Consider the following 12,927-nt stretch of genomic DNA (forward strand, 5'->3'; position numbering starts at 1 on the left):
CGCAAGTTTTATATGTACAACAAGGAAAAGTACACACTTTTCTAAAAACACAATTTTATGAGTTAAAAATAGCTTTTTTAAGCCTATCAATTTTTGTAAAATTGTCCTTTAATCAAAAAAGAAACCTCGCTTAAATCACTTTAAATGAGGTTACTTTTTTTATTTATTTAGAAAATTTAACTTTTTGGAGAGGTTGTGCAACAGCTACCGCTGTTAGGCGCAGTTTATTGAAAATTTATTGCAACCTTTTCAGCAATTCGTCTAAGTACAAATAGATAAGGAAGTAATTTGTTATTATTAGCTTGAGAAGGTAGTATTACTTTATTCTCTCTAGACTCTCTAAGATGAACTAAAACATTTCGAATTTTTTCAATATTTTTTTTAATTAAAATTAGGTCATCATCTTTTAAATTTTCAACAGAATTTGCGTCTTTCAATATTCGATTGATTTTTAAACCACCTTCAAATTCTAAATCTTGACAAAAGAAATCTTTATTTGCAGAAATTTCATTTTTAATATCCTCGATATTAACATTCTCAGTTATTGTTTTTTCTAATTTTATAGAATCATCTTTTTGTGAAAAATGGTCTTTTAATTCTTCTATAAGTGATTTCGAAAAATCTTCTGGTTTATCATAAATTGCAGGGTTTTTGAAGGTTTTTAAAATTTTATTTTGAATTTTTCCATCTAAATAATAATAAGAAGCATATTCTAAAATTTGGAAGTAGAATATGAATTTTAATCTTATATTTTCAGTTTGATTAGCTACCATAAAAGTATCTAAAAGAGTAGAATCAATATTGACTGCGCTAATTAGTCCTGGAAACGTATCAAATAACTCATAAAGACAAGCTTTGTCGTGTTTCTCTTCTTCAAAATTCTTTGCGTGAATTAATATTTTAGGAGTATTCCTATCAAAATATGCCATGTAAAAATTTAAAGATTTTGATAGCCCAACATAATCATGGTCTATATTTTCAAAATTTCCTTTTACATAAAAGCTTGCAATAAAATGTTCCTTAAAATATTCTTTATAAAAACTATCAGTTAAAACGTCTCTTAGAAATCTTAAATTTCTGTAGTCAGTACTACTGTCGGCTGTTCTTTCCTTGAATGATTTAGCAAGTAAGTTTAGTGAATTTGAAATTTTACCAAAACGACATTTAAAAATATTTCCTTTGTATAAAAAATCAAATTCTCGGTCCTTTAATTTACTTTCTTTTTCAATAATACCATATATGAATTCTAAACTTTTACTTTCACTGTCAAATAATGCAACCAACTGTTCGGGAAACTGTAAATTTTTGATTGAAGTTAAATTTTTCCCTTTTTGAAATTTAAATGATACAGATTTATCATTCCATGGATTTAAAATTTCATATTCTTCATTCAAATCATTTATCTCAATTTGAGAATTATTTGCTAAAAGATGAATAAGATTCTGGTTCATAAATGTGTATTTAAATTGCGCCTAACGTTCTCGCGCTACACGCAGGCTGGGATTAAGAAAGCCTAAACTTTCGGTTAAAAACTATTTTTCCAAATACAAAACCATCTTCAAATTAAGCCAATTGCCCAGCTTGCTTGTAGCGTGTGTTACAGGCAGGCGATCTTTCGGATGTTGCTTTCTATTGATTTATTCGTAAAGTCTCCGAAAATTATTTAGAAACTTGGATACTCAGACGAATTGAGAAACAGCATCAATATACTTAGTTATCTGAAAAATCAAGTTTTACAAAAAAATCTCTTCCTTTTGAGTAATGAAGTAATTCCTTTTTATGAAAACGACCTATAATCATTGCAGGATGTGTATTAAACTTTTTAGCAAATTCCTGAATGCTTTTGATAGTTAATGGAATAGCATTTAACACTTCTTCTTCTTGTTCTTTTGAAAATGTCCATTCAACAGCAAATTCATTTGCCTGAGCTTCTTTTTCTAAGTCTGCATCTGAATATTCAATATCTTCTAAGAAAATATCTTTTTTTCCATGCAATAATATATGACCAGCTTCGTGAAAGAAAGTAAACCAAAAACGGTCATTTTGTTTGTATCTTCCTGTCAATTGTATCAATGGATTATCGTCTATCCAACGAGTTGCCCCACTCAAAGGTGCTTTTTTAATACATGGTGTATAGACTACTTTTACACCACAAGCCAAACATATTTGTTGCAACTGCTCAAAAAAATCGTTAGGCTGTGTAGCCATTATGGTTTTAATTTCTTTCAATGCTTTTTTGAATTTAGCTTCTGAATATTCTCCACATTGAAGATGGCTAGCTTGTATTTCACCTTGCCGTATCCAAGCGGAAATAGCATAAGGTTCTTTTGTGTGTGCTAATGATATACGAAATGCAACTTTCAACTGTTGATTGAAAAAATAATCTTTCCAAGCATCTGGAGAACTCACTCCAAAAAAATGAAATAATTCTGCTACTTTTTCTTCAGCTTTTGTTTTTGCGTTTAGCCACCCACATTTCACCATATCGGCAATTGGGAAATATTTTGCCCAGTCTTTTGCTTCCTCTATAACTAAAGCTCTTTTTTCTCTAGCTTTATATTCGTCAAAACTAAACTGTCGTTTAATCCAAAAACTGGCAGGAATTTTTAATACACTTTCAAAAAGAACCGCCATTTCGGGTGTGATGGAACTATCACCTTTAATAATAGCAATGATTGTTTTTTCGGGTTTACCTGTACGGATTGCAAATTCTTTAGGTCCCATTTTCAGCTCTTCCAATTTCTCAGCCAAGGTTTCACCTGGATGGAATGCTATGTCTGTATAAAATTCGTTTACAGTTGCCATAATTGCTGTTTTTTTAATGGTAATCTACTATTTCAATAATCTCCACACCTATAATTTCGAACCAAATATATTGTCCATTTTCATTAGTAGGTATAGGGTTTTCTTGTGGTATAAAAATAAGGCGATAAGGGTGGTCAAGGTCGCAAGCCCATTGTCCTTTGCGTGTTTCTTTGAGCTCGTGATACCGACCGGGTAGGTGTCTTACTTCTTCCAGTGTTTCGGCATCTCGTAAATCAGTCAACCTTTTTAAAAAGAGATTTGCTCTTCTTTCACCCATTTCTTGTTTACACTTTCTCGGGTCGTTAGCTAATTTTCCTAATTTCTTATGTCCAAATTTTATATCCACTGCAAAAGTACTGTATTTATTTTTAATTTACACCAAATGTAAGTTGTTTTTATTTTAAAACAAAATAATATTGTTTGAGCATATAGCTCTGTTGGTTTCTAGTTTGGTAGTTATGTTGTTTAAATTCTCTTTTTGATTTTGTAGAACTTTGAAGATTTTTCTTCTATTGTAAGTCATGAAGTTGATTGTTTTACGGTTGTCATACGCTTGCCTGTAACTTGTTTATATGTATAACAAAATCATACAAAGCCATCCAAAAATAGGTAGATATGTATGATAAATTACATTTTTATACATACAAATCTAAACCATCCATTTCAATCACACAATACGTATAAATACGTATTTTTCATGGTTTTTTGTACGTATTTATACTGATAGGATTATTTTCTTATACGTATTTATACGTACAAAATGGGTTTTCTTGTTTGGTAAAAGTAAGAAGTGTTGGGTTTAGTTTTTTACAGGAAACCGTAGGAAAATGAAAAACGCTTTTGAGGTGGCTGGTTTTGTAACTACTATATATTAGCAGGGCTTTAGTGGTTCTTATGCCATTTTTCAAATGTCATTTCAAACTTTATTTCTCCATTGCCATGGGTGCCTATTTCTGTCCATCCTGTTTTTCTGTAAAATAGTTCGGCTCTTGTATTGGGTGCTGTTCCTAACCAAATATTTTCTTTGGTTTGCTCAAAATACCAATCTAACATTCTATTATGCAATTTTCTTCCGATACCTTGCTTTTCGAATTCAGGTTTTAAAAAGAGTGCCCAAATGTTTTTCTCTTTTAAGTCTACAATTGAAAATCCTACAATTTCATTGTCAATTTCGCAAACCCAACCTTTTCCTCTTTGGGTAATAAATACTTCACAGTCTTCATCGGTAACTAAGTTAGGATTCGATAAGGTGTTTTCTTTTACCGAATTTCTAACCTTTTGAATTTGCTTAATATCGCTTACTTTTGCTTCTCTAAAAATCATTTTTTTGAATATTAGTCTTGTTATTGTATTGTTTCTCTATAGTTTTAATTTCGTCCTTTACAATATCCTCTATAAAATATGCTTCTATTTTTTATAGTAGTACTATTTCAGCAATTTATCTCTTTTTTAAATTTCTACTTTCCAATTAAATAATGTATCGGTCTCTCCAATTTTAATAAAATTGTTTTTTTCAAGAACTTTAAAAGAAGCTTTATTCGTTTTCTCTGTTGAGGCAACTATTGCTTTTATTTCTGGTTGCGTTTTAGCCCAAGTAATTATTCCGTTTACAGCTTCAGTCATAAAACCTTTATTCTGAAATTCGGCATAAGTTCCGTATCCAATTTCAATTTCTCCGTTAGCATTTGGTTCACCGATAATACATAAATCGCCTACCATTTTGTTTTCGCTTTTTGAAATTGCAGTCCAAAGAGTTGAATACAAGTAATTTTTACTTTTGTTGGCTACGTTTGGAAGAATTGTTTGTTCAAATGCTTCTTTTAATTCTGGTGACATTGTTTTTGAAGTTTCTTTCAAGTTTAATTCTTTCTCCAGAGAGTTGTCGCATTTTGCATATTTTATTAATTGTTCGTAGGTAAGTGGTTTTAAAACAAGACGTTCCGTTTCTATCATTTTTATAATTTATAGCTTTTGTATGGGTTTGCTCTTATTTAATAGTAAATTGTAGTTTCTGAATTTGGAAATTTCACTTCGTTATTACCTGGATAAAAGCCATTCATAGTTGGTAAAGTTTTCCTTTTCATTACCATTTCTTCTTTCTCTACTTTTGAAGTATCATTTTCACAATCTTCTGTTTCTTTTTCATAATTGATTTTACCGTTTGAAAGATTATAGTCCATAGTCTCAAAATAATCACAAGGAGAACCAAAATTCACTGTTGCTCCAATTAATTGAAAATCTCCTCCTTGATACCTAAATCTATGTGTATAATTCCATTTTTGACGGCTTCCTCCAAAATGATTAATTACAATACAATTTCTTTCTATTGAGATTTCATCAAAAGGATCGCCCATCATTCCTCCATGTTGACTTGGTAATACTGCTCCAATTGCTTTTTTCCAGAATTCCCATTTGCCATTGTTATTCTTGTAAATGTATATTTGTCTTTCTGTTCCCAAATCTGTTTCCTTTTCGGTATCGTACACAATAACTTTTTCTGGAATTCCATCTTTGTCTAAATCTCCTTCTGTTTCATCCAGAATTTTAAATGTCTTTGGAATTTGGATTTTTTCAGTTTTTTCTAAGGTATCTTGTACTAGTGCTTCTGTAGTGTTTTCTTCTGTTTCGTCAGAAGTTGCAGCAGTTTCTACTGTTTGGGTTTCCGTTTTTTTATTTTCTTCTTTTTTACATGATAGTATCGAAAAAAGAAATAGCACTAACAGGTATTTGGACATACTTTTTTTCATTTGGTTACCAACTAATAAAATAGGTTATAATTGAATTGAAATTTTAATTTATACTTTTTTAAAAGTATAAAAGTAAGCAAATTTAAGTTTTACTTCTTTGAAAGATTTTTGAAAAGGAAATTGGATAGTTTTTTCTTTACTTTTTAAACTCAGCTAGCGTTTTATCTATTAAATAAGCAATACTCATAAAATTATTTGCTAATGCTACTATATCCTCTTGAGCTTTATCATTGTCTAATTTTATCCATCCTTCCATTAAGGTTAATGGACCAAAATTAGTGCTTACATTTTGCCAATTTACTTCTTGCTTTTTAAATTCGTTTCTAAAACTAGTAGCAAACTTTTTGCTTTCAATGGCATATCCACTTAATTTGCGAAGTTTTAATGCGTGGATATTATAAAATATTTTGTTCTTTTTTATGCTTTCCTCATTTACCCAAACTGCAAAAAAGATTCTTGTTGTTGCGTTTACTGGATCTATTTCATCATTTGTCCATTCCTTTTTGTACAATTTTAAAACAACAGAGTTCAAAGTAACACCTACATGCATCTGAAGTTGTTTTGCAGTCCTCTTTTTCTTGTCAAGCTGGTTTGCTGCTTTTTGGAATTTCTCTATATAATATTCAAAGTCCATCATTTCAAATTTAATTGTGAGCTAGAATGAATGTAAACTAATAATAAGCTTCATAAAGATACACTAATTTTAGTTATTGGTATTTAATCAGCTCTTTTTTAAGTAGTTACTTTTAGAAGTTTCTATTTTATTTTCTTCTTCTTACAAACTAAAAAAGCTATTTCTTATGGTTGAAACAGCTTTTTAGTAGTATTAAATTTTATTGTTTACAATCTATTATTCTAATTCTAGAACTATAATAGAAAACGGAGGAATGGTTAAATTTACCTCTTTATTTTTCTTTTTAAAATCAGAAAATGGTTTAGGTGTAATTACATTTGGATTACTAAAAGAATTAAAATCATTTATTTGTTTAGAAGTAAGAATAGTTCCTTTAATTGATTTGTATTTTTTAGTAGAAAGATCAATCTTTATATCTTGTTCTTTTTTAGAATCGATATTCACTATTGATAAGTGTGTCTTATTATTTTTATCAATAGAAGCCGAAACCGAAAGAGCTGGCAATTTTTCATTGTTAAAAACATAGTCATTACAAGTTACTTTTAAAGGAAGTAAAGTTGCTTCTTGATGTACTTTATACAGGTTCATTACATGATAAGTGGGTGTCAATATCATTTTATCACCTTCAGTTAAAATAATAGCTTGTAGCACATTTACTGTTTGTGCCAAATTAGCCATTTTTACTCGAGCTGCATGATTATTGAATATATTTAAATCAAGACCTGCAATTAAAGCGTCTCTCATTGTATTTTGTTGATAAAGAATACTTTGTTTTTGATTAGGCTCTGGGTCATACCATGCTCCCCATTCGTCAACCACTAGAGCAATCTCTTTTTTAGGATCGTATTTATCCATAATAGCACTATGCTTGTTTACCAATTCTTCCATAAACCAAGCTACTTTCATTGTTTTAAAATACTCTTCATCTGTAAAATGTATGGCAGATCCTTTTTTTTCCCAATCAATGACTGTGTAATAATGTAATGCAAGTCCTTTGACTAAAGTTTTTGGGATTTTTTTCATGAGTGTTTCTGTCCATTCATAATTATCACTATTGGCTCCAGAAGCAATCCTAAACAGTCCTCCATTAGTATAATCAGACATAAAAGTGGCATATTTCTTAAAAATATCTGCGTAATAATCGGCTGTCATATTTCCACCGCAACCCCATGCTTCATTACCTACTCCCCAAAATTTCACTCCCCATGGCTCTTCTTTCCCATTTTGTCTCCTTAAGTTTGACATTGGACTTGATCCAGAGAAATTAACATATTGTACCCAATCGGCTAATTCTTGTACTTCTCCACTGCCTACATTTGCTGCTAAATAAGGTTCTGTTTGAAGCAATTCACATAAATTTAGAAAATCATGTGTTCCAAAACTATTGTTTTCAGTTGTTCCTCCCCACCAAGTATTTACAATAGCTGGTCTATTTTCTTTTAATCCGATACCATCTTTCCAATGATAAGTATCTGCAAAGCAACCTCCTGGCCATCTTAAATTAGGAATTTGCAATTCTTTTAGAGCTGAAATTATATCATTTCTAACTCCATTTGTAGTAGGTATTGTTTTATGATCTTCTCCTACATATATCCCATCATAAATGCATCTACCAAGATGTTCTGCAAAATGACCATAAATATGTTTACTAATAACAATTGTGTCTTCACTATCTTGAATAAAGGAAATTGTATTTTGACTCCACACAAAACTAAACGATAGTAATGTGAGCAAAAAAGGGATACTGGTTTTAGATAAGTTGTTCATTATTTCAATTCAAAATTACTTTTTAAACCCTCTTCTGAATTTCCACCCACCATGATAGTGAAAGTACCTGGTTCAACTAAATAGTTACCTTGATTATCATAAAAGCCTAATTCAGCATCTGTTAGGGTAAAAGTAATGGTTTTGGTTTCTCCTTTTTTAAGATGTACTAATTCAAAACCTTTTAGCTCTTTTATTGGCCTTATTAGACTAGCGGTTACGTCATGAACATATAATTGTACAACTTCTTTACCATCATAGCTTCCTGTATTAGTTACTTCTACCGAAATTTTTACAGGTTCGTTTTTATCAAATTCTTTTTTATTTATTTTTAAATTTTTATATTCGAAAGTAGTGTAACTTAATCCGTGACCAAAAGCATATTGTGGTGTTTTTTCAACATCAATATAATGAGACCAAAATACATTTTTATCTGCATTTACAGGTCTTCCTGTGTTGTAGCTGTTGTAATAGATAGGGCATTGCCCAACATTTCTAGGAATAGATATCGGTAATTTTCCGCTTGGATTGTAATCGCCATATAATACTTCAGCTACAGCATTTCCTGTTTGTGTTCCTAATTGCCATGCTTCTACAATTGCAGGAATATGCTCGTAAGCCCATGGTAATGCTAAAGGTCTTCCATTATTCAATACTAAAACGATATTTGGATTTACTTTAAAAACAGCTTCTAGTAGTTCTTGTTGGTTTCCTGGCAAATTCAAATCTGTTCTACTTCTTCCTTCTCCAGTTTGAAAACCATGTTCTCCTAAAACCATTACTACAACATCTGATTTCTTAGCTAATTGAATAGCAGCCTCAAACCCTGATGTATCATTTGTATTAAACACTAGTTCTGCTGTAAAAGTTGTTTCCCCAACAGTCAAGTCCGTTCCTTTTTCAAAAGTTAATTGATTATCCTTATATTTTTGCATACCTTCTAAGACCGAAACAGCTGTATTATCATCTGAAGCAATTCTCCAACTACCTAAAGGACTGTTTTTATCATTGGCTAAAGCTCCAATCAAAGCAATCTTCTGTCCAGATTTCTTTAATGGAAGCAATTGCTTTTCATTTTTTAACAAAACAATCGATTTTTTAGCCATGTCTAAGACCGCTTCATTGTTTTCTTTACTTCCAATTACTTTTTTCTCTCTTTCCTCATCACAATATTTGTATGGATTTTCAAATAAACCCAACTCAAATTTCACACGTAATATTCTTTTAACAGCATCATCTACTACACTCTCTTTTACTTTTCCAGATTTCACTAAATTCACTAATTCAGCTACATAAAAATGAGATTCCATGTCCATATCTGAACCAGCATTCACTGCTTTTGTAGTAGCTTCTGCAGCGTCTTTTGCAAAACCATGATTGATCATCTCTTTAACGGAAGCCCAATCTGAAATAACAAATCCATCAAAGTTCCATTTTCCTTTTAAAATGTCTCTTTGCAAATAAGTACTTCCAGTTGCAGGAATACCATTTAAAGTATTAAAAGAGTTCATAAAAGTACGAACACCCGCATCTTTAGCTGCTTTGAATGGTGGTAAAACTAAATTATGCAAATTAGAGATACTCATATCAACAATATTGTATTCTTTTCCTGCTTCTACAAAACCATATGCCGCAAAATGTTTAGCACAGGCTGCAATCGTGTTTACTTTTGCTAAATCTTCTTTTGTTTCTCCTTGAAAACCTTGTACTCTTGCTACAGCAATTTTACTTCCTAAATAAGGATCTTCACCTGCTCCTTCCATAACTCTACCCCATCTTGCATCACGAGTAATATCTACATTAGGTCCAAAAGTCCAGTTGATTCCTGATGCTGAAGCTTCATCCGCAGCTACTTGTGCAGATTTTTTTATTGCTTCTAAATCCCAACTTGCTGCTTCTGCCAATGGAATTGGACTTAAGGTTTTATATCCATGAATCACATCAAACCCTATAATAAGTGGAATTCCCAAACGGGTTTCTTCAACCACAATTTTCTGTACGGCTTTCACGTTGGCAACACCACGAACCGTTAACATAGAACCTACCCAACCTTTTCGTAAATGAGCATATTTTTTTTCAGCATCACCATTTTTTGGAGCTGGGCCAGTCACTTCCCAAAACCCGTTATACTGATTCATTTGTCCGACTTTTTCTTCTAAAGTCATCTCTTTTAATAATAATTTTATTCTTTCTTCAATTGGTTTCTTAGTATCTAAATAAGGTTTCTTTTGTGCGTTCATAGTTGTGATTGCAAAAGTCGTAAGTATTGTTATTATTTTTAGTTTCATTTAATTTTAATTCTATTATTAAAGCTATTCAGTTATAAATGACGATGCTGGTAAATTAGCTTTATTAAATAATTGTGCTTGAGCAGTGTTTGACCATGCAAAACGTACTTTAAGTGGTTTTTTAACTTTATTTGAAGTTAAAACTACTTTATCATTTTTTATGACTGCTTTAGCTTGATAAAAAACATTGTCAGCACCTGCTATTTCAAATTGGTTTCCTTTTTTATCTTTAAAATAAAGTCCATCATTATACTTAAAATGTACTACGACTTTATTTTTATCGGTTGTAATTGTATCGAAAAGTGGGCCATTTACTAGATTATTGTTAGTTTTATAATACTCTGCCAAAGCCAAATTTGCTAAACGTATTCCTACTGTTTTTTTGTCTTTTGGGTGAATGTCATCAATGGGTGAAATATCACTAGTTAAAACCATTCCTGTTTTTGGAAGTACCAAAGTCTTTCTTTGAAAATTTCTAATTTCTACTCCTCCAAAATGGTTTTCTCCATATTGATAAGGTGCAATTTGCACAAAATAGAATGGAAAATTATCTTTCCAAAGCGCTCTCCAAGAAGTTATTAAGGCCGCAAATGTTTTATCGTAAATAGTAGACCCTACATTACTTTCACCCTGATACCAAAGTGTTCCTGCTATTTTATAGCCTACTAATGGATTAATCATAGTATTGAACGTTCTACCTGATTTCACTGGACAATATTCTGAGGGAGATCTTTTATTAGCTTCTTCAAGTAGTTCTCTATCAGTTTCAATCACCTTTTCTGGAATCCAAACCTCTGCTGGTGTTCCACCCCATGCAGAAACTAATAATCCAATAGGCACATCTTTTAAGTCTTCTTGTAATCGTTTACCAAAAAAATAAGCTAACGCACTATTGTACTTCATAGTCTCAGGTGTGCAGGTTTGCCAACTTCCCATTAGATTGTTTTGTAATGAAGAAGCGGCTGCTTTTTCTACAGAAAAAAATCTAATTAATGGATAATTTGCATTTTTTATTTCTTCTTCTCCATTTTCTATTCCCCAATTAGCCGACATTTCCATATTAGATTGTCCAGAACAAAGCCACACTTCTCCTATTAAAATATCCGAAAGTACTACTTCATTGTATCCTTTTAAAATAATTGTATATGGTCCTCCTTCTTTTGGTGTTGGAATGCTTATCTCCCAGTTCGCTTGATTGGTTCCTGTTACTTTATATTCTTTATTATTCCAACTAGGTTTAATTGTTATCTCTTCCTTTGGATTTGCCCAACCCCATATTTTTACTTCACTATTTCTTTGCAAGACCATTCCATTTGAAAAGATACTAGGTAATGAAATATTTGCCATCAATAGATTGGAAAAAAACAGTAATATATATAAGGTGAATTTATTTTTCATGTACTATTTTTTTAAAAAAAGGTTCCAATTGTGCTGCCATTATTTTGTGGTCTTCAATATCTGGATGATAGCCACAGCCTTTAGGTTCCATTGGTTTATATTCAAACAAAGCTATCTTTTTATGTGTTTTATCTTTTTCAAAATAAGCCATTACTTTCATCAAACAATTTACAAGAGTTTCGTTTCTTTTTCCAGACACCATAGGACTCGTTAGTAAAGCGATCTTAACTTTTGGATTGTGTTTATAAATTGTTTTTATAAAGTTAATATAATTAGTAACATATTTTTCTTCGTTAAATGGTAATCTTGGTTTGGTTCCATCTCCTTCTGAAAGATCATTTGTCCCTAAACATATGCTAACAATATCTGGATGAAAATTAAAATCATAAGGTTTAGAATTATCTTTATTAAGGTATAAATTTTCGTACACATCTGGCATTATAGCTTCTTCTAAGTGTTCATCATTCCAGTTTCGGTACATCCCAATTCCTGATACTGAACTTAATTGAAAATCTACCTTTAAACTTCTTGAAAGAATAGATCCATAAGCCCAATATGCATTATGTTGGTCATACCATTCTCCTGTTCCGCAAGGTATTTCTTTGGTATCATTTCCCATACCACAAGTGATAGAATTTCCTATAAATTCAATTCTTTTTCTAGTTTTATTTTTGCATTTATTCTTTACAACTTCAGCAGTTGTACCTGAAAACAAAACGGAACCATTTGCTGCTTCTGTAGCTTTATATATTGTAAGATGATGTTTCTTCTTCTTTTCAGAGATAGCTATTGGATAAGCTTTAGATTCTCCTTTTTCAACTTTTAATCTTCCTATATATTTACCGTCTAATTCTAAAGAAACATAATTATGATGTTCATAAGTATCGTCACTTTTTAAATACACACTACAATTATTACCTTTAAAATTAAATGAGATAGATGAAGCTGAAGAAATGAGTTTTACATTTCCGTTTGGTACTCTTTCTATTCTACCACTGCATATAAATTCTTTTTCTTTTGGATTAGTATTTGTTTGCTCTTTTTGAAAAGAACATAAAGTTAAACCTATTAAAAAAGGATAGAAAAACGAGGATAATTTCATTTAGATTTTAGTATTTCAAATTAGTAAAACAAACTTATTTCAATTTACAAGAAAAGAGTAATACAATTGCATCAAATTATAATAAAAATAGTTCATTTCCTTTTTTTATGCCTTTTTTTTATAGCATATAGACAATTAAAAGTACTCATTTTTGATGAAATAGTATTAAATTTAAAATAACACTCCAAG

The 12,927-nt window shown here is 30.9% G+C and carries 11 protein-coding genes; all 11 read right to left on the reverse strand.

All coding sequences use genetic code 11. The features are described 5' to 3' along the window. Positions 1 to 224 precede the first annotated feature (224 nt). The gene (locus FIA58_RS04900) at positions 225 to 1,451 is read right to left on the reverse strand and encodes a hypothetical protein (RefSeq protein WP_140960694.1); all 1,227 of its coding nucleotides are present in this window, start codon (positions 1,449 to 1,451) and stop codon (positions 225 to 227) included. A gap of 259 nt (positions 1,452 to 1,710) precedes the next feature. After that, positions 1,711 to 2,805 carry an ImmA/IrrE family metallo-endopeptidase gene (locus tag FIA58_RS04905; protein WP_140960696.1) on the reverse strand — a complete coding sequence of 365 codons (1,095 nt, stop codon included), beginning with the start codon at positions 2,803 to 2,805 and terminating at the stop codon, positions 1,711 to 1,713. Positions 2,806 to 2,818: 13 nt separating this feature from the next. After that, positions 2,819 to 3,151 (reverse strand): type II toxin-antitoxin system RelE/ParE family toxin, encoded by a 333-nt coding sequence (locus FIA58_RS04910; RefSeq protein ID WP_140960698.1) that lies wholly within the window; start codon positions 3,149 to 3,151, stop codon positions 2,819 to 2,821. Positions 3,152 to 3,687: 536 nt separating this feature from the next. After that, on the reverse strand, positions 3,688 to 4,128 hold the full coding sequence (locus FIA58_RS04915; protein ID WP_140960701.1) for a GNAT family N-acetyltransferase: 441 nt from the start codon (positions 4,126 to 4,128) through the stop codon (positions 3,688 to 3,690). Between the two features lie 126 nt (positions 4,129 to 4,254). Beyond that, positions 4,255 to 4,758: a GNAT family N-acetyltransferase gene (locus FIA58_RS04920; protein WP_140960703.1), complete on the reverse strand. Its 504-nt coding sequence runs from the start codon at positions 4,756 to 4,758 to the stop codon at positions 4,255 to 4,257. 38 nt (positions 4,759 to 4,796) lie between these two features. After that, entirely contained in the window at positions 4,797 to 5,540 is a 744-nt protein-coding gene (locus FIA58_RS04925; RefSeq protein ID WP_140960705.1) for a hypothetical protein, read from the reverse strand. Positions 5,541 to 5,688: 148 nt separating this feature from the next. Next, complete coding sequence (locus tag FIA58_RS04930) at positions 5,689 to 6,189, reverse strand: hypothetical protein (RefSeq protein ID WP_140960707.1); 501 nt, start codon at positions 6,187 to 6,189, stop codon at positions 5,689 to 5,691. Between the two features lie 213 nt (positions 6,190 to 6,402). Further along, positions 6,403 to 7,953 carry an alpha-N-arabinofuranosidase gene (locus tag FIA58_RS04935; RefSeq protein WP_140960709.1) on the reverse strand — a complete coding sequence of 517 codons (1,551 nt, stop codon included), beginning with the start codon at positions 7,951 to 7,953 and terminating at the stop codon, positions 6,403 to 6,405. Beyond that, positions 7,953 to 10,238 (reverse strand): beta-glucosidase BglX, encoded by a 2,286-nt coding sequence (gene bglX / locus FIA58_RS04940; RefSeq protein ID WP_140960711.1) that lies wholly within the window; start codon positions 10,236 to 10,238, stop codon positions 7,953 to 7,955. The genes FIA58_RS04935 and bglX overlap by 1 nt, the downstream gene beginning before the upstream one ends. A 24-nt stretch (positions 10,239 to 10,262) precedes the next feature. After that, positions 10,263 to 11,636 (reverse strand): sialate O-acetylesterase, encoded by a 1,374-nt coding sequence (locus tag FIA58_RS04945; protein ID WP_140960713.1) that lies wholly within the window; start codon positions 11,634 to 11,636, stop codon positions 10,263 to 10,265. After that, on the reverse strand, positions 11,626 to 12,738 hold the full coding sequence (locus FIA58_RS04950) for an SGNH/GDSL hydrolase family protein (protein ID WP_140960715.1): 1,113 nt from the start codon (positions 12,736 to 12,738) through the stop codon (positions 11,626 to 11,628). The genes FIA58_RS04945 and FIA58_RS04950 overlap by 11 nt, the downstream gene beginning before the upstream one ends. Positions 12,739 to 12,927 lie beyond the last annotated feature (189 nt).

Origin of the sequence: Flavobacterium jejuense (assembly GCF_006491595.2) — a bacterium.
GTDB lineage: Bacteria > Bacteroidota > Bacteroidia > Flavobacteriales > Flavobacteriaceae > Flavobacterium > Flavobacterium jejuense.

What these genes read in the sequence shown, in the direction of transcription:
- FIA58_RS04900 (WP_140960694.1), bottom strand. Translation starts at nt 1,451, where the DNA reads ATGAACCAGAATCTTATTCATCTTTTAGCAAATAATTCTCAAATTGAG.
- FIA58_RS04905 (WP_140960696.1), bottom strand. Translation starts at nt 2,805, where the DNA reads ATGGCAACTGTAAACGAATTTTATACAGACATAGCATTCCATCCAGGT.
- FIA58_RS04915 (WP_140960701.1), bottom strand. Translation starts at nt 4,128, where the DNA reads ATGATTTTTAGAGAAGCAAAAGTAAGCGATATTAAGCAAATTCAAAAG.
- FIA58_RS04920 (WP_140960703.1), bottom strand. Translation starts at nt 4,758, where the DNA reads ATGATAGAAACGGAACGTCTTGTTTTAAAACCACTTACCTACGAACAA.
- FIA58_RS04925 (WP_140960705.1), bottom strand. Translation starts at nt 5,540, where the DNA reads ATGTCCAAATACCTGTTAGTGCTATTTCTTTTTTCGATACTATCATGT.
- FIA58_RS04930 (WP_140960707.1), bottom strand. Translation starts at nt 6,189, where the DNA reads ATGATGGACTTTGAATATTATATAGAGAAATTCCAAAAAGCAGCAAAC.
- FIA58_RS04935 (WP_140960709.1), bottom strand. Translation starts at nt 7,953, where the DNA reads ATGAACAACTTATCTAAAACCAGTATCCCTTTTTTGCTCACATTACTA.
- bglX (WP_140960711.1), bottom strand. Translation starts at nt 10,238, where the DNA reads ATGAAACTAAAAATAATAACAATACTTACGACTTTTGCAATCACAACT.
- FIA58_RS04945 (WP_140960713.1), bottom strand. Translation starts at nt 11,636, where the DNA reads ATGAAAAATAAATTCACCTTATATATATTACTGTTTTTTTCCAATCTA.
- FIA58_RS04950 (WP_140960715.1), bottom strand. Translation starts at nt 12,738, where the DNA reads ATGAAATTATCCTCGTTTTTCTATCCTTTTTTAATAGGTTTAACTTTA.